General features: G+C 66.7%; 13 protein-coding genes and 1 pseudogene. 9 read left to right on the top strand and 5 right to left on the bottom strand.

The annotated features are described in order from the left end of the window. The first annotated feature begins 131 nt into the window (after positions 1 to 131). Both O7620_RS20620 and O7620_RS20625 read left to right on the top strand, forming a co-directional pair. A complete protein-coding gene (locus tag O7620_RS20620) occupies positions 132 to 590 on the top strand; it encodes a very short patch repair endonuclease (protein WP_278124506.1) in 459 nt (152 codons plus the stop codon). A gap of 436 nt (positions 591 to 1,026) precedes the next feature. Then, on the top strand, positions 1,027 to 2,298 hold the full coding sequence (locus O7620_RS20625) for an ATP-binding protein (protein WP_278124508.1): 1,272 nt from the start codon (positions 1,027 to 1,029) through the stop codon (positions 2,296 to 2,298). On the opposite strand, the gene dcm is transcribed toward O7620_RS20625, so the two are convergent. After that, positions 2,288 to 4,261: a DNA (cytosine-5-)-methyltransferase gene (dcm, locus tag O7620_RS20630; protein WP_347403776.1), complete on the bottom strand. Its 1,974-nt coding sequence runs from the start codon at positions 4,259 to 4,261 to the stop codon at positions 2,288 to 2,290. The two genes, O7620_RS20625 and dcm, sit on opposite strands and share 11 nt — an antisense overlap. A gap of 368 nt (positions 4,262 to 4,629) precedes the next feature. On the opposite strand from dcm, the gene O7620_RS20635 reads away from it, so the two are divergent. From O7620_RS20635 to O7620_RS20650, 4 genes are all read left to right on the top strand, one after another. Beyond that, complete coding sequence (locus O7620_RS20635; protein ID WP_278124511.1) at positions 4,630 to 6,615, top strand: AIPR family protein; 1,986 nt, start codon at positions 4,630 to 4,632, stop codon at positions 6,613 to 6,615. Between the two features lie 43 nt (positions 6,616 to 6,658). After that, positions 6,659 to 8,173 carry an ATP-binding protein gene (locus O7620_RS20640; protein ID WP_278124512.1) on the top strand — a complete coding sequence of 505 codons (1,515 nt, stop codon included), beginning with the start codon at positions 6,659 to 6,661 and terminating at the stop codon, positions 8,171 to 8,173. 200 nt (positions 8,174 to 8,373) lie between these two features. Continuing rightward, positions 8,374 to 9,159: a PD-(D/E)XK motif protein gene (locus O7620_RS20645; protein ID WP_278124513.1), complete on the top strand. Its 786-nt coding sequence runs from the start codon at positions 8,374 to 8,376 to the stop codon at positions 9,157 to 9,159. After that, positions 9,156 to 12,059: a Z1 domain-containing protein gene (locus O7620_RS20650; protein WP_278124515.1), complete on the top strand. Its 2,904-nt coding sequence runs from the start codon at positions 9,156 to 9,158 to the stop codon at positions 12,057 to 12,059. Before O7620_RS20645 ends, O7620_RS20650 begins: the two co-directional genes overlap by 4 nt. Positions 12,060 to 12,269: 210 nt before the next feature. Here O7620_RS20650 and O7620_RS20655 read toward each other — a convergent pair. Continuing rightward, positions 12,270 to 12,640 (bottom strand): annotated as a pseudogene (locus O7620_RS20655) (transposase family protein); the annotation flags it as partial. A gap of 1,314 nt (positions 12,641 to 13,954) precedes the next feature. On the opposite strand from O7620_RS20655, the gene O7620_RS20660 reads away from it, so the two are divergent. Then, a complete protein-coding gene (locus tag O7620_RS20660; protein ID WP_278124516.1) occupies positions 13,955 to 15,958 on the top strand; it encodes an N-6 DNA methylase in 2,004 nt (667 codons plus the stop codon). Between the two features lie 1,593 nt (positions 15,959 to 17,551). Here the strand turns inward: O7620_RS20660 and O7620_RS20665 are convergent. Further along, complete coding sequence (locus tag O7620_RS20665; protein WP_278124517.1) at positions 17,552 to 19,486, bottom strand: RNaseH domain-containing protein; 1,935 nt, start codon at positions 19,484 to 19,486, stop codon at positions 17,552 to 17,554. A gap of 74 nt (positions 19,487 to 19,560) precedes the next feature. On the opposite strand from O7620_RS20665, the gene O7620_RS20670 reads away from it, so the two are divergent. Further along, positions 19,561 to 20,037 (top strand): hypothetical protein, encoded by a 477-nt coding sequence (locus O7620_RS20670; protein ID WP_278124520.1) that lies wholly within the window; start codon positions 19,561 to 19,563, stop codon positions 20,035 to 20,037. A gap of 197 nt (positions 20,038 to 20,234) precedes the next feature. Here the strand turns inward: O7620_RS20670 and O7620_RS20675 are convergent, their stop codons facing one another. Then, positions 20,235 to 23,570, bottom strand: a complete 3,336-nt coding sequence (locus O7620_RS20675; RefSeq protein ID WP_278124522.1) for a hypothetical protein — start codon at positions 23,568 to 23,570, stop codon at positions 20,235 to 20,237. Then, positions 23,567 to 24,766 (bottom strand): hypothetical protein, encoded by a 1,200-nt coding sequence (locus O7620_RS20680; protein ID WP_278124524.1) that lies wholly within the window; start codon positions 24,764 to 24,766, stop codon positions 23,567 to 23,569. The genes O7620_RS20675 and O7620_RS20680 overlap by 4 nt, the downstream gene beginning before the upstream one ends. 219 nt (positions 24,767 to 24,985) lie before the next feature. Between O7620_RS20680 and O7620_RS20685 the strand changes: the two genes are divergently transcribed. After that, entirely contained in the window at positions 24,986 to 25,648 is a 663-nt protein-coding gene (locus tag O7620_RS20685) for a hypothetical protein (protein ID WP_278124526.1), read from the top strand. The last annotated feature ends 6 nt before the right edge of the window (positions 25,649 to 25,654 follow it).

Below are 25,654 nucleotides of genomic sequence, written 5' to 3' on the forward strand. Positions count from 1 at the left end.
CCGAGGACCGCGGCGCCCAACCCGGAGGAGGCCGCAGGTAGATCGATTGCTCTCAGCACTCAGAACGCGAGGGCTACCTGGCAGATAGAGCGAAAGTTGGCCGCCGGTGAGTGGCCCCATCGAGGTGTGCGATGACGAACTCCAGCGATGGCGGCTCTACGCCGCACGACGGTACTCATACCTGGGTGGCCACAGCCCAAGGGTCTCACCTGCGAGGACGGCGTACACGCAACACGGTGCCCGAGATGGCGCTGCGCCGTGCCGTGCACGCCCTCGGTCTCCGATTCCGCCTCGGACGAACCCTGTTCAACCGCAGCCGACCGGACCTGGTGTTTCCCGGTCCACGCGTCGCGGTATTCGTCAACGGATGCTTCTGGCACGGGTGTCCGCAGCACGGACCGTCGCGATTCCGTGGCCCCAACGCGGGCAGATGGGCAACAAAGATCTCGACGAACCAGGCTCGTGATCAACGAATCGACAACGAGCTCACCGAGGCCGGTTGGCGCGTTGTCAGAGTGTGGGAGTGTGAGGTACGTCGAGAGGTCGGCGAGGCGGCGCGCCGGGTTGCCATCGAGGTACGGGCCCGTTAATCCGGACATCATCCCCGCGCCCGGCCCGCCGGGCAGCCGCCCACGAGAGCCCTCCTCCAAACGGTCTTGGCGTCGCCGTTCCTCGAACGTTGCGCAGCGTTGCCGTCAAGCGACGGTCGGTCATGAATGAGCGGGCTTCGTCGTACCTATGTTCTAGTGTCGCTGGCGTGTCGGGCGGAACGATACCTAGGCGTCTGGAACGCTAGACGCTCCTGTCGTCGGAGTGGGTGAGCCTCGGCGCCTCATCCAGATCCGCCCACCTGACGCGTGTGTCGGCGGTTCTTGAGGCAGAAGACTGATCGCTGGCCCACACGTGTGCGTCCCGCAGGATGGGGTGCGTAGGAGTATGACATCCTGGTCCCCGTCGTCGTTTTCGAACGGAGGAGTCGTCGTGAGCGCTCGGAACCTGTACAGCGTGGCGCCATCGGCCGCGCGGTTGACCGACTCGCTGCGCGACATCGGTTACGACTTCCCGACCGCAGTAGCCGACGTCGTGGACAACAGCGTCGCCGCCGGCGCGAGTCGGGTCGAGATCGGAGTTGTGTTCGACGGTTCCGACTCGTGGGTGATGATCGCGGACGACGGCGAGGGAATGAGCGCCAATGGTCTCTTGGAGGCACTGCGCTACGGCAGTCGGCGCGACTACGGCCGTGGAGACTTGGGTCGGTACGGGCTGGGGCTGAAAACCGCATCCTTGTCGCAGTGCCGGTCCCTGACGGTGGTCAGTCGCAGGAGGGCGGCCACGGCCCGCACCGTGTCGCGGATGATCGATCTCGATCTCATCGCCGAGATGGATGACTGGGTCGTCGCCGAACCGGCGGACGACGAGCAGGTCGCCAAGGCTCGCGAGACGGTGGCGGACGCGGGGGGGACAGTGGTGCTCTGGCGCGGACTCGACCGAGTTCTGCCGGAGCGTAAGCCGGAGGGCGGTTGGGCGCGTCGCCGGTTGGAGGCGTTGGCGAGCAAAACTGCCGACCACCTGGGTACGGTTTTCCACCGCTTCCTCGAGGGTGAGGTCGGTGACGGCCTCGTGATCACCGTCAACGGCGAGAAGGTCCGGCCCTGGAACCCGTTCGCCCCGGACGAGCCGGCACGGGAGGTACTCCCCCCGCTGCGCTTCGAGGTCACCGTTGGTGAGGCTACCGGCACGGTAGGGCTACAGCGGTACGTTCTGCCGTCCCGCGATCAGTTCACGTCGCAGGCGGAGTTCGAGCGGCTGTCGGGCCCGCTGAACTGGAACCGCCAGCAGGGTCTGTACGTCTACCGCGCCCAGCGGTTGGTCCAGTGGGGCGGCTGGAACGGGATGCGGGGCATTGACGAGCACACCAAGCTCGCGCGGGTCGCGCTGGACTTCGACACAGACCTCGACGTGGTGTTCAACATCAACGTGGCGAAGATCAGGGTGGCGATGCCACCGCAGCTACGTCAGCTGATTGAACGCCCGGTGCACGAGCTGTGTATGCGTGCGGACGACGCCTACCGCAAGAACTCGCGGAGTGCCTCCGAGGGCCCGAAGGCGGCTTCCGAGCAGCTGGCCGCCCTGTCTCGTGGCGAGGCATCGGGGGCGACGCCGCCTATGCCGGTTGTCGGCTTGGCGCTGCGCGCCGCTGCTATGCGCGCCGGCGAGTACGCGGCCCTGCAGCGCATCGGTGAGACGTTGCGGGCAGAGGCCCCTGACGTCGCCGCCGCACTCGGCTTCAGGGACTGAGCGCCGGCCGCCGTCCGGTCCGACCGCTCCGTTTGGCAGCCTCGCTGCATGCCTCGTTCAGCGGGCAGCGGGGACAGGCGGGGGCGGTGGGACGGCATACGGAGGTGGCCAGCTCGATCAGACCGAGGTGCGCTCGCCGCGCGTCGGTGTCATCGCCGATCATCCGGGCGACGGCCAGACGCCCGGCGGTCATCCTGTGACTGCGCTCGACATGCTCCTGCTCGTGCGTGAAGCGGGCGGCGACGCGGTGGGTGCCCTTGGTGATTAGCACAGGTTCCTCCGCGTCGTCCTCGTCTCGGGTCGGGACTGCGAGGACGGCAAGGTCGATGACCGAGGCATCGACCCCGCGGAGACTGTGGATCTTGTCGTCGTCGAGCAGGCCCGGTTGCGACGTCAGGGTGCGCGCCAGTTCGAGCAGCCGCTCGGCGCGGTGCTCGCGGTTGATCCACCGCCCGATCTCGAGAAGTTCGTCGCCGGCGTCAACGGTGTCCTGCGGCTGGGCCCACCGTTCGAGCAGTGACCAGAGAATTCGGACCTGCTCCGGTGCTGCCCGGTCGAGGAGCATCTCGGCGGATATGACCTGCCATCGTGTCCGGGCGCGCAGCCACGGGAGGGCCGGGTCGCCGAGGTCGTCAAACCAGGTGGCGAGGGCCCGGGCTATGTCGCGACTACGGTAGGAAACCGGCCTTCGGGCGTCCAGCGCGGTCATCACGGCGCGCCCCAACTGGGTGCCGAGCGCCGGGGGGACGGCGTTACCGATTTGGCGGAACGCCGCCGACGGTGGGCCGGCGAAGCGGAACCTGTCGGGGAAGGTCTGCAACCGCGCGGCCTCACGCACGGTGAGTGTGCGGTCCTGTCGGGGATGGATGTACCAGTAACCATCCTTGGCGATGTGCGCGGTGATGGTGCGGGAGTAGGTGTCCTCGCTCAGGCGCTTGTACTTGTCGTCGAAGATGTCGTCGCGGTAGCGCTTGACGTCCTCCGGTAGGTCCGAGTATCGGGTGCCGGCGTCCATCATGTCGAAGGCGCGCAGGTCGTCCTCGCGCACGGGTCGGGTGATGTGGTCGAAGACCTTGCCCGTGTCCGCCGGTGCAACACCCTGACGCATCTGCTCTTGGAAGGCAGACACGGGGCCGGCGTAGTCTGACCAGCCATCGGCGCCACCCTGGGGCCTCCAGCCGCCCTCGACCTCGGGTAAGTCGCCGATAGCGTTCCACACCGATACCCGGTCCGGCACCTCCTGAGGCCAGTCGAAGGCTATCCCGTCTCGCAGTGCGACCAGGATCAGCCGCTGACGGAACTGGGGTACGCCATAGCGCAGGGTGTCGACCACCCGTTCCTCAACCGCGTAACCGATCGACTCCAACTCGTGCACCATGGTGCGGAGGATGAACATCTCCCGGTCGAGTGCCATGTCGGGGACGTTTTCCATGATCACGGCGGCGGGTCGGGCAACCTGGATGACCTCCAGGAACGAGCGCCAGAGGTCCCGGCGTTCGTCGTGCGCCGGGCGAAGGCCGTGGCGGACCTGGTGACGGATTAGTGAGCGGCCCGCCCGGGAGAAGGGTTGGCACGGCGGACCGCCGGTGAGCAGCTCGATCCCCGCCTCCTTGACCAGGGCGGCGATCCGCCTGACGTTGCCGGACTCTCCGAGGTCGCAGTCGAGGGTGAGGCCCGGGTAGTGGTGTCGGTGGGTCTCGACGGACTCGGGGTCGCGGTCGGCCGACAGAACCACACGGAACCCTGCTTGGGTGAGGCCCAGGCTCAAGCCGCCGGCACCGCTGAACAGGTCCGCCGCCAGCCGCTCGCCCCGCTCACGGCACGCTGCCGCGAAGCGGAGGAACTCGGCGTCGTCCTTGCACGCCTCAGGGTGTGGCGCCAGGCGTACGAACGGGCCACGCACGAGCTTGACGCCGTAACCCGCCCGACGCCGTTCGACGGCATCGTCCGTCACCCGCGTCACCTCCCCGATCAGTCAGAACGCACTGCGCAGGTTACCTCTGCGGTCCGACGCGGCGCGTCGGCCGCCCCCGCGTCGTCACGATGGATCGTCCGCCTGACGGGAGCGCACGAGACTCCTCGGGCTCCGGTCGCGCCACAGGTGGTTCGACCGACCCGGAACAGGACCGATGCGGTGATCAGGACTCAGCCCGGTGGGTCTTGTCGGTCCTGTCCTCATCAGGGAGAGTTGGTGCCATCAGCGACCGAGTCGGCGCGTACCGTCACCCGACATGCCGAACGATCCCCCGGAGAACTGCATGCCCCTCACAAGTCCGCCTGGGATGTGCGGCCCGCTGTGCCGTACCCATGTCCTGCGGCACAGGGGTGCGCGTGGCTGAGTCGGACGTCAGCGACTACGCGCACGGTCTGATCGAGGACGTCAGGGCCCAGGCTGAGATCGAGGGTTGCGACCTTCAGGAAGCCTTTACCCAGCTGATGCTCGACCAGCTGGCCGCCGACGGACACACCGAGGATGCGGTGGCGGTGCACTTCAAGGACCACGGTGTCGAGGTCAGCGGGTACGGTGCCGCATCTGACGACCGGTCGCTGGACCTGTTTCTTACCCACTACAGCCCCCGTGCCGACGACGGCCACAAGATCGGCCGTGTCGAGGTCGATGCGGCGTTCAGGCGCGTGGAGAACTTCCTGTCCCGCTGTGTCGGTGGCACCCTGACCAGGCGTGACCGCTCCTCGGACGTGGCGGGTATGTGTGCCGCCGTCAGCGAGAGATTCGGTCGGGTCGAGTCGGTACGTCTGGTGCTGGTCACCAATGCTCGCAGCGTGGTCCGCGACAGCATCGCGCCGATGCTGTTCGAGGGCCGGCACGTCAACCGCGAGTTGTGGGACCTGCGACGCCTGGCCAACTGGTCAACCTCCGGAAGCAAAGCCGAGCCGATCGTCGCGGAGTTCCCGGAAGGGCTGCCCTGCCTGGCCACTCCGCGGACCGACGAGGACTACTCGGTTCTGTTGGCCATCGTGCCTGCCAGCGGACTGGCCGAGCTGTACTCCGCCCACGGGGCTCGGTTGCTGGAGCTGAACGTGCGCTCCTTCCTGCAGGTCCGGGGCGCGGTCAATCGAGGGATCCTGGACACCCTGAAGAGCAATCCCGAGCGGTTCCTCGCCTACAACAACGGGATCGCAGCCACCGCCTCGAAAGTCGAGTTCGACGACACGGCGTCCGGCCAGCGGGTGATCCGCCGCCTCCACAACCTCCAGATCGTCAACGGAGGCCAGACCACCGCGACCATCCACCACGCCCACCGCAACAAGGTCGACGTCGGTGCCGCGCACGTGCAGATGAAGCTGACGGTTGTCTCACCGGACCGGCTCGATGACATCGTCCCGCAGATCTCCGCCTACTCCAACACCCAGAACCGCGTCACCGCCTCGGACCTGAAGGCGAACAGTGCCTTCCACGTCGATGTCGAGCGGATCATGCGGACCCTGTGGGCACCGCCCAGCCCTGCCCATCCGCACGACACCCACTGGTTCTACGAACGGGCCCGCGGACAGTACGCCAACGCTCTCACCCGTGAGGGGACACCGGCCCGGCAGAAGGTGTTCAAGGCTGCCAACCCGTCAGCTCAGAAGTTCACCAAGTCCGACCTGGCCAAGTTCGAGCACTCCTGGAGTATGGAACCGCATCTGGTCAGCCTCGGGGCGGAGAAGAACTTCACCCTGTTCTCGCAGCGGCTGGACGAGCAGCCACCGGTGGTGGACAAGCAGTACTGCCGGCACCTGGTGGCCAAGGCAATCCTGTTCAGGAAGGTCGACAAGCTCGTCGCCAGACAGAACTTCGGTGGGTACAAGGCCAACATCGTCACCTACACCATCGCGAAACTCGCCCACGCGACCAGCCAAAGGGTCGACCTCGACCGCATCTGGCGCAACCAGGACCTCACCCCCGCGCTGCAGGACGCAATAACCGACCTGTGCCCGCTCGTTCAGAAGGTCATCACGTCGCCACCCGAGGGTCGTACCAACGTGGGCGAGTGGACCAAACGACCGGAGTGCTGGACGGCGGTACGCGAACTCGACTGGGTCATCCCGCCGCAGCTGGAGACGGAACTCGCCGACGTCGACACCTACGTCGACGACCTGCAGCTGGTCCGGGATACCACCGGTGCCGATTGGAGCGACCTGACCGCCTGGGGCACCGCCACAGGGATCCTCAGCCCGGAGCAACGGCGGTCGGTGACCGAGGTCGCCCAAGCCCTGCACCAGGGTTGGGACCCCGCAGGCAAGCACCTGCGCGGCGCGCTGGAGGCCATGCGCCACGCCCGACGCCACGGCTTCCGTCCCGTCAACGGCTTCTGACAGTTCCGCCCGTCACACACCGGCCACACCCACTGGAGCGTAAATGTCCGTCTGGTCTCAGGAGGTCCCCACCGAGGGAGCGGTGCAGTTGCCGCCGGACCCGCGGGCAATGGACGCCCTGGGCCGCAACCACTCCTTGGAGACCGCCCTCGCCGACCTGGTGGACAACTCCATCGACGCCGGAGCCACCGACATCCTCGTCCGATTCGTCCAACGCGGCACCCGCCTGGTTGGGCTCTACGTCGTCGATAACGGCCGAGGCATCAAGCCCGACCACATCGACGCGGCGATGACCGTCGGCGGTAACCGCCACTACACCGGCGAGGACCTTGGGCACTTCGGCCTCGGACTCAAGGCAGCCTCGTTCAGCCAGGCCGCCAGCCTTACCGTGCTGTCCCGCGCACCCGGACACGCAGCCGTGGGAAGACGCTGGAAACTCGCCTCTGGCAAACGCGACTACACCTGCGACATCGTGGCCGGTACGTTCGCCGCCGCCGAACTCGACCGCGACTGGCAACTCCCCACCAGCGGGTCAGGCACCATCGTCCGTTGGGACCAGGTACACGGCCTACCCTCGTCCGACGACCCCGAGCAGGTCGACGAGTTCCTCAGCCGCACCATCTCGCACCTGCAGGGACACCTGGGCCTGACCTTCCACCGCATCCTCACCGAACGTGACATCCGAATCGTCATAGATGTCGAGGACATCCAGCTCGGCATCGGCGTCCGTCACCCGGTGGCGCCCACCGACCCCTTCGCCTACCCCGACACACTGCCCGGCTGGCCGAAGGACCTGAGGGTACGGACCAGCGGAACCGACCTGCTCATGCGCTGTCACATCTGGCCGCGCCGTTCCAACTCGCCCGAGTACCGACTGCCCGGCGGGGCGGAGGCCCGACAGGGCCTCTACTTCTACCGCCGTGGACGACTCCTGCACGCCGGCGGCTGGGAGGGCATCCACGCCCCCGACACCCGACTCCAGCTTGCTCGGGTCTGCATCGACATCGACGAGGACACCACCGGACTGTTCGTCATGAACCCCGAGAAGTCTCGCGTGTCGGCCGGGCCCCGGTTCGCCCACGCCGTCGCCACGGCACGCGCCGAGGACGGCACCACGATCACCGACTACCTTCAGGCCGCCGAGGCGGCATGGATCAACGCCAACCGACGGACGACCGCACGCCGTAAGGCTGTGCTACCACCCGGCAAGGGTTTCCACCCCAAGGTGTCTCGTGAGGTCCGCAACGAGCTGCCGCTACTCCCCGAGGAACCCCTCAACATCCAGTGGAAGCGCTTCACCACCGACGCGTTCCTCGAATTCGACCGCGGAACCAGGACGCTGTGGCTCAACCAGGCGTACCGGCGGGCCCTGCTCGGCGGACGACGCGGCGGCGCCAACGACGCCCCGGTTCTCAAGGCCCTGCTGTTCCTGCTCGCCGGCAACGTCTTCGAGGGTGCGCACTTCGGCGCCCGCGACAAGGACAACATCGACCTCTGGCAGGAGGTCCTCACCACCGCGGCCAAGGCAGAGAGGTCGACCTTCGAGGCCCGCTCATGACGACACCGGCAGACCGTCACCTCAGCACCGACAGCTTCAGCGACTACCTGAGAAGCAGTGTCCCGATCGACCACCCGATCACTGGGTCACCCCGACTCGTGCTCTTCGTCGACCCCCACGCCAGGCGAGTCGGGCTACGCGGACCCGCAACCTCCCACGAGGTTGTTCCAGCCGGGCTGGAGCACCTCACTGTCCGCGTCGTGCACCACGACGGGCAGCGGATGATCGAGGTTTCCGTCACCGATCCCCGGCTCTTCGTCGATGCCTATCCCCTGCTGTGCGCTGTCGCCGACCGAGTCCAACTGGACCAACAGACACTGACCGCCGCGCTGGTCGAGACCCTGCGCCGCCTCGGACATCTCCTTAAAACTGAGGACGTCCTCTCACAGGAGAAGGAGACGGGGCTCATCGGGGAACTACTCCTGTTTGCCGGCCTCGTACACGCCGCCGGACCGGACAACGCGCTCGCGTCATGGCGCGGCGGGCAGGCCGAGGAGCACGACTTCGGGCTCCCTGACCACGACGTCGAGGTCAAGACCACCGTGTCCGAACGCCGCGCCCACTGGATCTCCTCGCTGACCCAGATGGTCGAGACCGGCGGTCGGGAACTCTGGCTGGTGTCCCTGCAGATCACCGCCGCCGGCAGCGCGGGCCGCACGCTACCCAACCTCATCACCAGTGTCCGCAGCAAGCTGTCGTCCACGGCCCACCGCGCCACGTTCGACGACCTGCTCCGCGGCTCCGGATGGCGGGACCGCTACTCGGCCACCTGCCAACGCCGGTGGCGTCTACGAACTCCGGCCGAGGCGTTCCAGGTGACGGAGACGTTCCCACGCCTCACGCCCCGCCTCCTAGCCGACGCTGGCGTCGACGGCACGCACGTGACTGACGTCCGCTACCGCTTGGACCTCACCGGACGAAGCGGCGACCCGACGCCGCAGATCCTCACCGAAGCACTGACGAGGGGACAGCGGGAACTGCCATGAGCGACACCGTCACCACCGCCTACAGCGCCGCCCTCGACGCAATGCAGCGTCCCGGACCCAAGCCGCTACACGCCCTGGCAGCCATGCTGGGTGGCGACGCCCCCGGTGTCGCCGACGGGTCCGCTCTCCTCAGCCACCTCCAAGACGTCGGCCCCGAGGACGCCCTGCGCCAGCAATTCGCCCACGCGCTCGCCGCCTGGGACCACGAGCAGAGCGGCGCCCCCTGGACCGGCGGCACCAGTCACAACACCGCCGCACGTCGCGCGGCGGTGATCGCCGCCCTCGGTACTGACGAGCAGACAGCGGCTCTGTTCGCCGACCTGTTCCCCTTCGCCGCCGCCGACGGTCCCATCGTCATCGCAGACGACTGGGCGGAGTGGCGCACCCCCCAACGTCGCACCGAACGCAGCTTCTACTGGGCGCACTACCAGCGCTACCTGCTCGACAAGTGGCGCAACCCGGACGCTGTCGCCGACCTCGACAAGGCCACCGAGGAGGTCGTCCGCCGCCTCTCGGACCCGACGCGATCCGTGGCGTACCAGGCCAAGGGTCTCGTGGTCGGTTACGTCCAGAGTGGCAAGACCGCCAACTTCACCGGCGTCGTAGCCAAGGCCATCGACGCCGGCTACCGACTCGTCATCGTGCTCACCGGCACCACCAACATGCTCCGCGCCCAGACCCAGCGACGTCTCGACATCGAACTCTGCGGCCGGGAGAACATTGAGCGGGAGATTTCCCCCCACGACCAAAAGGCCCACGAGTACCAGGACGACCCGGACTGGAAACGCGACCGCTTCGTCCGCCACGGCGGACGGCCGTCCGACGCCGGGTACCCGGACATCCATCGCCTGAGCAATCACGCCGGCGACTACCGGCGGCTCAAGATGGGCTTCTCCGCGCTCGAGTTCAGGGGACGAGAGCGCAACCGGAAGTTCTTCGACCCGGCGAACCTGCACACCAGCGACGCTCGTCTCGTTGTCGCCAAGAAGAACGCCTCCGTTCTCGAGGCGCTGGTAGCAGACCTGGGCCGCATCAGCGAACGCCTCGGTGAGGTACCGGTCCTCATCATCGACGACGAGTCGGACCAGGCGTCGGTGAACACCGTCAGCCCGAAGAAGTGGAAGGAGGACAGCAAGAAGCGCACCGCGATCAACCGCCTCATCGGGCAGCTGCTGCGGATGATGCCCCGCGCCCAGTATGTCGGCTACACCGCCACCCCCTACGCCAACGTGTTCATCGACCCGTCCGACGTCGAGGACATCTTCCCCCGCGACTTCCTCATCTCCCTGCCGCGGCCCGACGGCTACATGGGCGCGGAGGACTTCCACGACTTCGACGCCGAACTACCCCTTGAGCAGCGTCCTCTCCTGACGTCGAAGGAACGGGCACACGTGCGGTACCTCGGCGACGAGCCCGACGACGGCGAACTGCGCCGCGCAATGGACATGTTCGTCCTCACCGGCGCCGTCAAGCTGTACCGACAGCGACACGGAACCACCTACCGGCACCACACGATGCTCGTCCACGAGGCCATGGGCAAGGACTCCCACCGGCAGACAGCCGAGCTGATCGGCCACCTGTGGAACACCGCCGGCTACTACCGGCCCAGCGGCTTGGCCCGGCTACGCGACCTGTACCTCACCGACATCCTGCCCGTGTCCAGCGCACAGTCACCTGCACTGCTCACTCCGGCCGACTTCGACGACCTCCGCGACGACATCGGCGAGGCACTCCGACTCGTCAGCCCTGCCGACCGTAACGGCAGCCCGGTCATCGTCGTAAACAGCGACACCGACCTTGAGAGGCAGCAGGAGAGCCTCGACTTCGACAAGCGCGAGATCTGGCGCATCCTGGTCGGCGGGAACAAGCTCGCCCGCGGTTTCACCGTGGAAGGGCTCACCGTGACCTACTACCGACGCGCCACGACACAGGTCGACACGCTCATGCAGATGGGCCGATGGTTCGGCTTCCGACCCGGCTACCGAGACCTGGTTCGCCTCTACACCACCCCAGACCTGCACGACATGTTTGAAGCCGCCTGCCGCGACGAGGACTTCCTACGACGCGAACTGCGGCAGTACGCGGCCCCGGCCGACGGGACAAAGCAGCTCACCCCACGGCAGATCCCACCCCTCATCGCCCAGCACCGACCGGACCTGCGTCCGACCGGCCGCAACAAGATGTGGAACGCCAAGCTCGTCCTGAAGAGCTCACCCGGCCAGCCCATGGAACCCGTGGCCTTCCCCTCTGTCGCAAGCAAGATGAAACACAACCTCGAACAGTGGGAACCGCTACTCGCTGCCGCAGCCCAACGGTCCGTCAAATTCGCGGTGCCGGGCGCCAAAACGACCTACGAGGCGCGGGTGGCAGTCGTCAGTCACGCAGCGCTTCTGGCCGTGCTCGGCAACCTCAAGTGGCTGGCCGACGACACCTTCCAACCCGAACTCGCCTGGCTACGCCGCCTGAGCGACGACCAACTCGCACGGTGGGTCGTGCTCCTGCCCCAGCAGACGAGGTCCACCACACGACGCCTCGTCGCCGGGCAGGGACCGTTCAGCATCTTCGAACGCCAACGCACCTCGTCCAGCGCCTCGTTCCGAGTGTTCAGCGAGGAACGACACCGAAACGCGGCAATGAGGATCGCCGGCGTAGACACAGCGACCCCAGACTCCAAAGCCGACGCGCTCGGGGACGGCTCCACCGGAGCGATCATCCTCTATCCGACTGTCGAGAAGGGCAACCTCTCCGGGAGTGAGGGCCAAGCCATCGAAGACGAAAAGACCACAATTGGGTTCCACCTAGTCACCCCCTCCACCACTGTGCCGGCCGGCGGCAAGTTGATGCACTGGGTGACGGTGGACAAGACCAATCCGTACGCCTTGCTAGTCGATACGCCATGAGATCCGCTGAGAAGCCCTTGGCGCGGTGCCTGCTGCGGACCGCCACGAGGTGAGGCCGGACGATGAGCTCCTAGACCTGATCGACCGCCGCCATCAGAGCGTTCACGACTTCCCGGGTGGCGGTCGGGGCCGGAGCGGTTGGTCACCCTGCTCCAGCGTGCGACGCGCCTGCGCGCGATGGAGATTGCCCAAGGGTTCCCTGAGCCGTTCTCACCGCGCGTAGCGGTTGGCTTCGAGGTGATGCAGGGCGAGGATGGCCTGCACGATTGCAGTGGCGCGGCGTGGGCAGCGCCGCTTGGCCAGGGTCTCCCAGGCCTTGAATGTGGCGATGGCGCGCTCGCCGCGGGCGCGGATTCTCGCGGGGGCCTGGTTGACCGCCTGTTGTCGGCGTGACAGCTTTGGCCGGAAGCGGCGGCGCTTGAACGGTGTACGTACGCCGCCGTGGCGCCTTGGTAGCCCGTGTCGACGAAGGTCATCACTTCCCTGTTGGTCAGCGCTTCGACGATGCCTTGGGCGCGGGCCGCGGTGAGGTCGTGCGCCGAGCCTGGCAGTGGTGGTGAGGCCCATACGAGCCCACTAGGGCGGCGAAGACCGCCCACAAGCAACCACAACAGCCGGCCCGGCCGACTACACCAGCGCCTCTTGCGCAAGATTTTGTCTGGAAGCCGACTATAGGCATTCGAAATTCATACCGAATGCGGGCAGAAGGTCTGCCCTAGCATGCCCCACACGCTGCCGGAGCGGCCCGCGAAGCTAGCTACGCAAGCCGTCGATTGCTAGATTGAGTGCATGGAGGTTGCTGGCGAGCGAGGGCTTCGCGCAAGTCGGCTACCTCCGGGGCCTGCACTCTCCGAATATCTGCTCATTGATCACCCGCGCCGCCCTGCATGGTTGGACGCCCGACAGGGCGGCGCGGTTCAGACCGCCTCGGAGAAGCGCCGAGGCAGAAGGGACACCCCCTCGTGAGGACTGTCAGCTCCCATGATGCCTGGCCGTTGCCCCCTCGATCCAGTAGGACCCGCGCGACGATAGCAGTGATCGTCGTCGTGATCATCTCTGCCGCCGCTCTCGCTGACCGCGGGTGGGCGTTGCTGGTGATGCTCGGCGTGGCAACTCTTACCGTCGTTGTTGAAGAGTTCGTACGGGTCAACCTCCGATACTGGTTTCGTACGGCATAGCGCTCGGGTGGGCCTCGGAGTAGGTACTGCCGAGGCCCACCCACAGGAGCGCACGCCCAGCCTCCAGCACCGAACACGACGGGAACCAGATGCGATTTCAAGAGATTACCGCTAAAGTCGGACTTCATCGGCTTAAGCATCTTGCCGACGTGGCCGCAGGGCCGTCTGGCTCACTACTGGGCAACCTGTCCAACAGGCCGGACGGCGTTCCTGTGCTATCGCCACAAGATCTCGGGGATCGCCCATACAGCGTCCGAGAGAGTGAGTTGCGGCGACTACCCTGGGCTGACTGTCAGAAGCTTCGTCGATTCACGTTACAGGAAGACGACCTGGTCCTTGTCAGGCAGGGATCGATCGGCCGATTAGCCTTGGTCACCGCTAGGCAGTCCGGATGGCTTTACGGGTCGTCATGCCTCCGTGTCAGACCAAAAAGGGAGCTCATCTCCCCACCCTTTTTGGCTTACTACTTATCGCATCCGCCAGTTCGGAAAAGCTTACTTGAGCGCGCTCTTCCGGGAACGGTCCCGTCGCTGAACACTCAGGTGCTGAATGATTTTCCCATCGCCGTTCCCTCTCTAAATCGACAGATTAAGATCGTCGAAACAATGACTGCACTGGAGGACAGCATCGCTGCTCAGCACGCAGTAGTTGAACGCCTGGAAACCCTCGGCCCAGCGGTGCTCGACGAACTCATGAGAGCTCAGAACGATGCCCATAGTGACAGTTGAGAAGCTTTCTAACGCTCTTCAAGGGGCAACCAAACTCAGTGGTCAGACCGAACCGTCAGAGCAGTTGGGCGTGATCTCCCTAATACTGACCTTGAAGTGGGCATACGAGAACTCTACGGCCTCAGCGATTCCCGAACAAGCGCAATGGCCCAACATAATGGCCGCCGCTGACGAAGATCCTCGGAGAGCCCTCGAAGTCGCCCGGCAAGCCCTACAGTACAACAAAGGTGAGGCATTAGGGCAAATTCTCGAAATCCTCGACGTGTCGAGGAGGCTGAATTCCGAAAATCTTAAGCACCTGGTCCGCTATTTCGACGAAAAAGTTCGACTCTACCCCAATATCTTGGAGTTCCCCGAAACGGCCGGCGAGGCGTACGACCAGTTTCTGAGTTGGTCGGCAGAACAAGTAGGGAAAACGGGAGGCGAATTTCATACACCACGGTCAGTTACAGACCTGCTGGTGCGGTTGACCAGCCCGAGCCGGGGGCATTCAGTGTACGACCCTTTCGCGGGGTCTGGCGGCATGCTGCTGCGCGCTCGGCAATATGTCAGCGAGGCAGATGGAGCCGAATCGGCACTTTGCCTCTTTGGACAAGAGATCAACCGATCAACATACGCCCTCGCTCGTCTGAACCTTCTGCTTCACGGCCTTGGTGACGCATCCTTGGCTCTAGGAAATACATTGACGGACCCTCGCCACGTCACTGACGGAAGGCTCTTGCGATTCGACCGGGTGATCACGAACCCTCCGATGGCCATGGAATTTTTTGACGCCGGCGTACAACATAGGGAGTGGATGAGGTACGGCGTCGCCAAAGGGCGCGGCAAGGCCGACCTGATGAACCTGCAGCACGTCGTTGGAGCTCTCAAGCCTACCGGCGTCGGCGCCATGATCGCCCCCCATGGGGCGCTTTTTCGAGGCGGCGTCGAGGGCGAGATTCGCCGGGGCATCATTGAAGATGGGCACGTCGAGGCGATTATCGGGATTGGAGCCAACGTCTTCTACGGCACCGCCATTCCTGCCTGCGTCATCGTGGTGCGCGGCACCGAAGCTCCGCGCCGGGGGCCGCGTGACGAGGTTCTTTACATCAACGCTGAGCGAGAAGTTGCCACCGGGCGGACGCAGAACTTGCTGAAACCGCAACATATCGAGAGGATCGTGCGGACGCACGAGTCCTGGTCAACGATCTCTGGCTTCTCCCGACCCGTCTCCATTTCAGAGATTGCGGATAACGGTTTCAACCTGAATATTGGGCGCTACATCGAGGCCCTGTCGAGGGAAGAGCCGCAAATCGACGTGCGCGCAACAATTGCGGGTGGCGTGCCCCGAGCAGAAGTTGAGTCGAAGGCTTCGAGGTTCCGGGTTTTCGGAATCGACGTCTTCCAGCTGTTCGAACCCGGCAGGCCCGGCTACCTGGCTTTCTTAACCGAAGGGTACAGAGAGACTGCCAATCGGATCCAACACATGGCCGCCGCACGTGAACGAGAGTTCAAGGTGGCCAGCGGAAAGGCGTGGGAGGACACCGCTGCAGCGCTTATCGATCTGGCGGCATCTGACCAAGTTCTGATGTCGAGAGACCGATTGATGGCGCAATTCTCTGCGCCTCTCGCACCCTTTGGACTTCTTGATACAGACGCCCTTGCGGGAGCCTTCGCCTCTTGGTGGAATGAATATCACGACGATCTTCGAAGTCTTGGCCACGTTGGAGTACGCGGGCTGCGCGTGCGGCGAGAGTCGGCCGACAACTTGGCTGCCGCCCTCGAGCGCCAGTCGGATGAGGACCTTGTCATAAGCCTCGGCGAGGGCCTGCTTTCGAAGCTAGAAGAACTTGTCGGAGCTGCTCGATATGAGCTGACCAGGTCTTTTCTCAGCTGGGGTAACCGGTACGCACTGTCGCTCTGGGATCTGGAGAAGAGACGTGAAGACGCCTCGGCCCACCTGCAGTCGCGACTCCGCGAAATGGGCCTTACTGATCCGGGCTACGGATCGTAGTGTTTCGCACGCATGTTAGGCGAGCGGCAGGACTGCTCTGCCTTCTGATCACGACGGGGCCTGCCCCGAATCGCCAGCAATAAGGCGAGAAGAGCAGCGCGGGGTTGCGATAGCGACGTGACGGCAGAGACGGAATGGCGCAGGCAGTGGGCCTGCGGACGCGAACCGAGCAAACGTCGTGGGAGCCTCCATCAGCTCGGTGGCCTTGATGTGCAGAGCGCTTCGGCCGACGCGACGCCGGGGTCGCGTCGGCGGTAAACGGGCTGGTTTGGGCTGCGCTGCGAAGCGCTGCGTTCACGCTCGGTTACTAACCGCCGTCCAGACGGCTCGCCAGTCTACGACCGCGACGTCGTGCGTAATGCGTCTGTGCCTAGACCTGTCGTACCGGTACGGTGCCCGTCAGAAGGCGGGTGATGGCGGAAGGAGTGGCGCGACCCGGTGAGGCCGACCGACCGCGGGTACGCCACCCCTACTCTATGGACCGCGGCGGGACCACCTTGGAGCATTCTTACGGGGCGCTGTTGCTCGCCGCGTTGCTGCTGCGGCGTCCCGTTGCTGGTCGGCGACGAATTCACCGACCGTGAGGTCCCTTCCAGCAGGGCATCACGTGCCGTGTCGACGACCTCGTCGTGCTCGCCGGCTGCACGCCGAACTCACGCACCATGTACGTCGGGGTCCGTCGAATGCCGACGGTCGGAGGTGGCAACGCCTCGTCTTTCACTTTTCTCACGAACTACCTATGAATGGTGATCGATCGGCACCCTGGGCTCGACACTGGGCGGGAACGCTTGGGCTCGCCGTCGCCGCCCCGCACACAGGTGCCGTCGAAGTAGCGCAATTGGCATTCCTGGCGCGTCGGCAGCCGGACGACCCCGCGTTCCGCCGAGCCGTGGCGGCGCCGCCGGCAACCAACGTCAAGATCTGTAACGGCGGCAGCTGTCCGCCGAGTACGCGCAGACCGCCGCGGCGTGTCCCATGAAATGCTGGTCCGCGATGTCGACACCCTGGTGTCGATCGCCCCGCTGACGCCGGCTTTCGCTCCGGCGGTCGTACGGACCGAGCAGGTATATGAGCGGCCGCAGCAATTGCCAGCACCAGCACTGCACGGCCCCCGGTTGTCTGGAGCTTGGCGCGACGACCAGACGCTGGCGTGGCGACTGATCACGGCGGTGACGGCCGTCGAGGACCGCCCGGCCGAGGTGCTGCGGCAGTGGCAGGCCAGAAGACCAGCATGGCTGGGTGTGGCATCCTGGCAGGTACAACTCGCCGCCGGTGAACTGGCCGCCTCCTATGCCTCCGGCATCCTGGCCGCGGGCCTGTTCGGGGCCGCGGCAGCCCAAGGCGCTCCGCGTAGAGCCTTATGGCTCGCTCACGCTGCCATGACCTATGACGAGAACGGCGGCGACGACAGCCGGCAGGCCTTGCGCCCCTGCCGACATCGGTGGCGGACAGCGAGCCGTTCGCCGGAGCGGATGTGGCGCTGCTCGCCAGCCCAGCATCAGCCGGAATCTGGCGGTGCACCAACTCGGGAGCCGCCCCCGATGCCGAATAGAGAAGCCGCAGCTCCGGCAATCCACCGATCCGTTGGGCCCCTCACAGGTACTCGTCCGCTAGCGAGCAGAGGTGCAGGACGCCCGGATATTTGGTGGCTTGGTCGGTGTGGGCATGTGCTCTACGCAGCAGAGACACCAGAGTGGCGAGGGCTGCCGGATCGTCATCGGGCTGTTGGTGGGCGACACAGATCTCCAGGGGCACTGGGTTCGCCGCTTGGACCGAAAAGTTGGTGTGGATGTCGGGATCGAGCTTCGTGCGGCCGTGTGGAGTTTGCATCTGGTCGGACTTTGGGTTGACCGAGTAGTAGACGCGTTCGCTGGCGCGGAATAGCCCGCTGACCCTGGGGTGGTGCTTGTCGAGGTCGTCGGCGAAGCCGCGGGGGACTTCCATGGTGCTGGAGCGGTCTCGGACGCGGACGATGCGCAGGCCCGGTGTCTTGTCGGGTCCGATGGTCTCGGGGAGGTCGGTGTCGTCATCGATGTCGACGCCGGGCAGGATCAGCTGGTCGGGGCGCAGGTGCTTGTCCTGCATCCAGTCCCAGCCCCAGTTCCGGAATCCGGCGGCTCTGGCCATGACAATGCGGTCGTGGGTTGCCGAGTCGGCGGCGCCGCCGACACCCAGGACGTTGACGAGGAAGGCTGCCAGGATCTGCTTCTGCTGCCTGCCGGGGCCGATGCGTCCCTTGCCGTCGGCGAGGAGGGCGGGTAGGTCGGCGTAGGGCACCGTGTGGGAGGGACTGCCGTCTGCGCCGGGGAGGTAGGCGGTTGCGGTGCCGTCGGGTTGTTGGCGAATGACCATCGGGATGCAGGTAGGGCCGTCGTGGTGGAGCCAGATCCCGACCTGCTCGATGTCGGGCAGTCCGACGGGCATGTGGTAGGGGCCGAAACGGCCGAGCTGGCGAAGGCAGTCGTTGATGGCGGACGCCACGCGCAGGATGGTGCCGGCCCCGAACCGGGTGCCGGGGTAGGGTTCGGGCCTTTTCCGTTTGGCGTTCTCGGGCCAGGTCTTCGGCTCGGTGAACAGCTGGGCTGGCCGCAGGCACTGCAGGCGCCGGTTGGTGCGGGCGAAGGCCTTCTTCAGGCCGGGCTTCGGGTCGATGAGCCTGGCGCGTTGGAAGAAGGCAGCGTCCTGCAGTTCGACGATGGCCCCCAGTCGGTCAGCGCTTCCGGCGAGGACCTCCCTTGCGAGCCGGTTGGTGTGCAGCTGGAGCAAGGCGTCGTCGGTCTTCTTCTTGTCCGGGTCGGGTTGGACGCCGAGGCCGACCTCGGCGCCGTTGCGCAGGCGGACGGTGATGTTGAGGTCGCCGGCGAAACGGATCACTCTGTTGTCACTCGGGTCGGACGCGGGTGCGAGGCCGAAGTGGTGTTCCAGGGTCGCGAGTACGGCCTCGTTAGTGATGTCGCTCTGCGTCCACAGTTCGATGGTGTACGTGGTGTTCGGGTCGAACGCGGCTTTGATCTTGCGGGTGGCGCGGGAGCCGACACGCTCGAGTTCGGGCAGCGGCCGGATTCCGCGCCGGGTGAGAAGGCCGCGCAGCCTGTTGTAGACGTCGACGTGGTCTCCTGGGACCAGGCCGGTGTTGGCGGCGTGAACCAGTGTCTTGGCTCGTCTGGTCCCGTTGCCGTCGGCGTCCATGCTGGGTGCGGCGTCGGTGTCCGCCGCTTGGCTCTTAGTGCCTTCGCTGTACAGGAAGTAGGCGCGGATGGCCCGTTCGTCGAGCAGGTCGGCGGCTGCCGCCGGATCGGCGAGGGTCTTCTGCGGGTCGGGGAACGAGAGTTGAGTGAGCTTCGCGAGGGCGCGGGCCAGGCCGGGGCTCCACTGCCACTGCCAGCCGCCGCCGGGAATCCGCATCTGGCGTGCCGGCGCGGACAGCAGGGTGTGGGGTTCGTCGTCGCGGCCGAGAAAGCCTTGGGGGCCGTGGAGCCAGATGGTGGCTGAGGTGGGGCCCTTGCCGCGCGACGGCACGTAGGCCACGGGCATGAGGGGAAGCGGCTGATGCTGACGTCGGCATGGATGCGCGGTACGGGAAAGTTGGGTGCGGTCTCCACGTGAAAGTCGATCTTTGCGGTGACGAGTCCGGGGCCGGCTCGGTCGTCGTCGGTTCGCTGGGGCGGCCAGAGGACGGCGCTGCGCCGGCCGTCGCTCTTCGGTGGCCCGAGGATGAAGTCGCGCCGGGCCTTGCCGAGCAGGTCGAGTTTGTTGTCGACGACCTCCTTGGCGAGGAACGAGGGCAGCATCTGGTAGACGTGCCGGGCCACCGCGGCGGTACCGTTGGCGCGGATGGCGTATTCGAGGAGATTGAAGCAGCGGCGGTCGAAGACGAAGTCGGCCGGCTTGAGCATCTGGTACCAGTCGACCTGGTCGGTGATCTCAGTGGTGGCCCAGCTGGCGATTGCATCGGCGACCACGTACGTGTCGATGCCGGGGAACGCGACGATGAAGTCGTCCGACCTCGGGTCCCAGTTGACGTACATGATCGCCGGGTCGATGCCGCAGAGGAGCTCTTTGAGGCTGCTGGTGGGTAGCGAGTGCCCAGGCCGGCCGAACGGCCGGGTGCGCCATTGCCTGTCGAGTTCGGCGAACCAGGTGGCGGGCATCGCCGCGACGTCGCACTCCACGTCCCAGCGGGCGCCTGGCTCGATGTCGAACGCGAGCAGCCGCAGGTGGTCGCCGGTGGTCCTGCGGGGCGCCTTGGCCGTGTTCTCGCTGGTCTCGGTGTCGGTCACCGGGAGGTCCTCCTCGATCCCAGGGGCTCGTTGGTGCGGACCAGGTGGCCCATCAGGCCCCACACTGCGGTGTTGACGGCGTGCTCTCGCAGGCGGTGCTGGCTTGCGCCGTCGGCGGGCGTGGCCAGCAGTTGTCCAAGGTACTGGTCGGTGGCCACGACGATGCTGGTACGCGCCGTGTCCGCGGTTTTCTCCTCGGGGTCGGCGAGTCGTTCGGCGAAGGCCGCGTCGCACAGCAGCACGTTGGTCGGCTGGTTGCCCCGGATGCTGCGTCCGATGGTCTGGCTCATGGGGACGAGGTTGTTGGCGACGAAGACGCGCCGGTCCTGCGGGTCGAGGGCACGGAACTGGATGGGGCGGCCGATGGCGTCGAACCAGACCTTGCGGGCGGTGGAGCGGAGCTGCTTCACGAGGTTGCCGACTTCGCCAGGCTCTGCGGCCGGCGGCCGTTGAAGGTGGTCCATCGCCAGCTGGCTGACCAGTGACAGGGGGAAGGCCAAGTCGAAGGGCGGCGGGTGGGAGCGGGTCAGGTAGATGACGGCGCCGAGGGCGGCGGTGTCGTTGGCGTTGAGGATGTTGTAGCCGCGTTGGATCGACATCTCGGCGGCGACGAGGATGTCCTCCTCGCCGGTGCCGAAGCGCCCGACGAGACGGCGTTGGATGCCGGCGACGCCGGGGTCGGCGGCGTCGGGTACGACGATCCGCGCGCTGAGCTGGGGTACTCGGGCGTTGATGTGGTCGCCGACGGTGCGTGCCTCGTCGCCGGAGAGGACCACGAACAGGATCTTGCGCCGGTCTGCGGGCAGCTTCGCCCGCAGCTCGTCGACGAGGCTGCGCGGGCGGCCGTCGACGGGCTGGCACAGCGCGGTGACCAGCAGCCGCAGGGCGTCGTGGCGCCGGCTGCCTGTCTTGCCGGACACGAAGATCGGGTCGGCGCCGTTCCTCTGGGCTTTGACTGCCATGTGGGATTGGCGCAGGGCAGTCTCGTCCTCGGGGGGTGGGCGCAGCACGGCGGTGGGCTCGATGGGGATGTGGTAGAACGACGAGCCGGGCGCCCAGCTGGTGGCAGAGGTCAGAACGACGTGGGGGCCCTGCACGCCCTCGCAGGCGAGGAGGTCGTGCGCGTGGTGCAGCAGCCACCGGCCGACTCCATGGACCCACAGCAGTTGCAGAGACGCGCCGCCGTTGCGGCTGTCGGCCCACCGCAGGGCGAGGATGTTGCCCATCGGGGCCTCGGGGACGATCGGCCGGTAGTCGCGTGGCGGTTGGTCGGCCCAGAAGGTTTCCTCGTCGGGCAGTTGCAGGTGTTCCCGCACCGATGGGTACATCGTCGTCATCGTGAAGAACGTCGTGGTGATGCGGCCGGCGCAGATGGCTGCCTCGACGACCAGGCGCAGCAAGCTCCGATGCTGGTCGAACCATTCGCGGCGCACGTGTCCTGCCTCGATGTTCGGTTTCAGCCACCGGTCGAGCCAGTCGTCGATGGCCAGCGCCACTGCGGCGTCCGTCCGCGGCTGGCGGGTCACTTGGGCGACGACCTCGTCGAGGCTGTGCGGCTGCTCGCTCAGCGGGCTCTCCGCGAATTCCTGCAGCTCGTGGCGGTAGAATTCGTCGGCGAGGTCCTCGACGCGCTTGTCCCCGTCACCGCGCGAGGGCAGCCCGAAGAGGGTCCGGGCGACGCGGCGCAACAGCGAGTGCGCCGTGAACGGCGCGTCGCCGAGCAACTCCTTTAGCCGCTGCCCGGGCGGCGACAGGGCCAGCCGGTTCAGGACGAAGACCGCGTTCTGGTGGATCTGCAGCTGCGTGTGCCAGCGGTCGACCTCGTCATCGGCGGCCGGCGCCATGCTCTGGTTGTCCAGGGCGGCGTTGGTGTACTGGACCATCCGGTGCGTCCAGCCCTTGCCCGCGGCCACCAAGGGCTCGGTCTGCACGAACCGGGAGTCCAGCACCTGCTGGACCGCGTCCGCTTCGTCGATGACGAGCAGGTCGGTGTGCGGCTGGAAGGCCTCGAACCAGCGCATGGACGCGTCAGCCGGTTCCGCGCGGCTGGCGATGAGGCACTGCGCGGTGGTGACCCAGACCTGCGCGGTGGCGATCTCGCGGTGGGCCTTCTGCGCCGGGCAGATCGGCAGCAGCGGGCAGTCGTAGGCGGCCGGCTCGTCTGCCTCGGCGTCGCGGAGCTTGCCGTGGCACGGGAACTCGTTCGGCTCCAGCGGCTTCCAGTCGGGGTTGGCCGAGCGCCGGAACGGTTCCAGCAGGCAGGAGGCGTTGGCGTAGGCGGCAGCCGGGTCGGCAGGGTTGTCGTCGTCGGGCACGAGGACGGGAGATTCCTCGATCGCGGAGCGCCAGTACCGGGCGGCGTGCTCGGCGCGGTTGCTGCGCCCGATGAGGGGCACGGCGTCGATGCCGATCGACCGGAGGAACGACACCTTGGCGTAGACGTCACCGACTGAGCCCAGGACCATCCCGACCCGGTTGCCGTGCTTCAGCACCCGGTTGACCGCCAACACGTCGGTGAGGGTGGTCTTGCCCGAGTTCATGAGCCCGACGATGTGGGACACGCCGTCGAGGACGAAGGTCTCGGGTCTGTCGACCAGGCCGGGGCCGTTGCGGTCGACGGAGCTGAAGTGCATGTTCTCCGTCAGGCGCTTGTGCCAGTTCCGGTTCGTGATGTGGGGCTTGTCAACGAGCCTGCGGTCGATCTCCTTCGCCGTCTCCAGCAGCTCCTTCTCGAACGACACCGTCCAGGGTTCCCGGGAGCGGCGGGGCACGAGGGGAAGCCGCGCGACGGGCGGGGCCGGCGGCAGCGTCGACGGCAGGTGCACCACCTCGACGTTGTCTCCGACGCGGAACTCGTACCGCCGCCCGGCCGGCGCTGGCGGGCGGGGCGGGGTCAGCCGGTACTGCAGCGGGTCGGCCAGCGCCCCGTCGTACGTTGCCACGCGGTCGTGGCACAACGCCGAGCCCACGACGGTGAACACGGTGTTGTCGTTGACCTGCCCGTCCGCGGCGTCCGTGCGGGCGAAGCGCCGCCATTCCTGCGGCACCCGCAGGTAGTGGTTGAGCAGCCTGCGCCAGTAGCCGCGCCGGGCCACGTCACCCATGCGGTGCCGCACCCGCCGGCACGCCGCCACGAGCTCGGGCGGCAGGTCGACGTACCCGGACAGCAGCGGCTGCAGTGCCCCCACTGGCTCGCCCGGGAAGTGCTTCGTCAGGAAGTGCAGCCCCAGCTCGACTCGGCAGAACGCGTCCCGAGCCATCACCGCTTCCGGGAACTGCTCCCGGCGCATCTGCTTCATCAAGCTGTCGCGCCACGACGAGGTCTCTCTCACGTGGCCAACTCCTTCACGCGTTCCTTGACCCGAGCCACCAGCTGGTTCTCGTCGATCACCTGCACGCCCGCGACCCGCCCGTCGAGTTCGGCCTCCAAGTCACTGATGTAGCCCGGCTGAACTGCCCGGTGAGCGGGAAGCGCCAGGTACCGCCGGCCGCACACCGGTGCCTGCGGCCAGGTGAATCCCCGGCCCAACAGCCGCGCGCTGACCTGGTCCTTCGCGTCTACGCCCCAGGTCTCGACAACCTCCGGCACACCACTCGCGCCTGGGCGCAGGAACTCGATCAACACGTCCAGCGCGTCGACTTTCGGGTACGGCGTCACCCTGACCACCGGCGCCAGCGAGTCGACCGACAGCGCGTCGATGATCCGCGCCTCCACCAGGCCCGGATCATGGATGTACTTGCGGGTCGCCCGGTGCTGCTCGTAGACCACTGCCATCGGCACGGCCGTCCACGTCTCCGGTGAACCCCCGGGACAACCCGCGGTCGCGCAGCACGCCGATGGATCGGCCAGCACGTTGCGGCACGAAGGGCACAGGATGTACTCCTGCGGCTCCCGGGTGGGCCTCGAGTGGTAGGCGAGGCCGATCAGCCGGTGGACGTGCGTCTGTCCGCTGTTGTCCGTCGCCGGGAAACGCCGCTCAAGGCCGCGAACCTCACGGTCGGCGACGACCGCGTGGTCGATGAGGTAGCGCCGAAGCTCCGCGTACGCCTCCCCGACCTCCTCGTCCGAGGAGCCGTTCGCGGCTGCGGCTTCCCGCAGCGCCAGGTGTACCTGGTTCTCGGTCCACTCGGCCTCCACGTCGTGCCGCGCGAGCCGAGAACCCTGCTCCGCGAACTCGGACAGGTCACCGTCGGCCAACAGACTGTTCTGCAGGTCAGTGATCGACAGGTCGAGCTGCACAGGCCACGTCGCCAGCGGTTGCGCACAGAGCTCCAGCAGGGCGAGGTCGCTGTCGAGCGGCTGCAGACCCTGGTCGGCAAAACGCCACCACAGACGCGAGAAGCCCGCCCGCCACGGAGCTGGCAACAACCCCGCCTCCTTCGCCGACCCGCCCGCCGCCTGTCTCCTCCGCTGAACGATGCCGGCCAGTCCAGCGGACAACATCATCACCGTCAGGTAGTCGTCATCCGGGCTCCGAACCCGCCCGGATTGCTCGCCAACGATTGGCACTTGAGCATGAACGTCCATTGGAGCCCTTCCTCACAGCTAAAGTCCGACCCGACATTCCCCGTGCAAGGGGCGGCTCCAGTAGACACCCCGCCCCTGACACTCTCAGGGCCCACACGCCCGCGGCTTCCCGTTCGGCCGCCCTCGACGGCCAGGGAACCTCAGGCCGTTCGAGGGCTGGCCCCATGTCGGACTCTGCTGGTTCACTTGGCCGCACGTGACTGACGAAAGAGGCGTGGAGTGACCGATCAGCCGGACGAACCGTGGCGGCAGCACCCGAGCCTGCTGCGGGTGGCCGCGTGGATCCCTGACGTCGACGAGAACCTGGAGAGGTGGGAGGAACTCGAGCAGATTGCGGTGCAGTGGATCGAGGAGCAGGCTGCCGCCGACGGGGTTGCCCCGGTGGTGTTCTACAACGCGGCGAAGGCGCACGGGGGCCCTGGCCCGGTCCACCGGCTGGCGAGCCGCTACCGGTTCAGCTACCCGCTCGACCGAGACCGGCCACGTGGCGCTTTGGTGGCCTACCACCCCGACGCCCGGTCCCTGCGACGAGCGGCTGACCTGGCGCGCGGATCGGCGCTGGTGGTCCTGGAGAGCGCGATGACCCCGCTGGCCGGATGGGCTGCCGGGACCGGGGCAGAGGACTTGTCCGGGGTGTATCCGCAGGTGCCGGCGCTGGACCCCGAGGCGCAGAAGGCCCTCGACCGGGCCGTGTTCTTCGGCGGGCGCAACAACTGGACCGGAAGTCACGAGCGCGAGCACGCCCGCAAGGCCTTGGACGCCGTGTTACGCGGCGGGCTGATCGACGTCGACACCGCTGTGGGGTATGCCCTGGCGCATGCCGGGGTCTCGGAGGTGGGCGCGAAGAACCTCCGCAGCAGCCTGGAACGCAAGAGGCGGTAGTTCCAC

The sequence above is a fragment of the Micromonospora sp. WMMD710 genome (assembly GCF_029626045.1).
Classification (GTDB): Bacteria; Actinomycetota; Actinomycetes; order Mycobacteriales; family Micromonosporaceae; genus Micromonospora.

What these genes read in the sequence shown, in the direction of transcription:
- O7620_RS20620 (WP_278124506.1), top strand. Translation starts at nt 132, where the DNA reads ATGACGAACTCCAGCGATGGCGGCTCTACGCCGCACGACGGTACTCAT.
- O7620_RS20640 (WP_278124512.1), top strand. Translation starts at nt 6,659, where the DNA reads ATGTCCGTCTGGTCTCAGGAGGTCCCCACCGAGGGAGCGGTGCAGTTG.
- O7620_RS20650 (WP_278124515.1), top strand. Translation starts at nt 9,156, where the DNA reads ATGAGCGACACCGTCACCACCGCCTACAGCGCCGCCCTCGACGCAATG.
- O7620_RS20680 (WP_278124524.1), bottom strand. Translation starts at nt 24,766, where the DNA reads ATGGACGTTCATGCTCAAGTGCCAATCGTTGGCGAGCAATCCGGGCGG.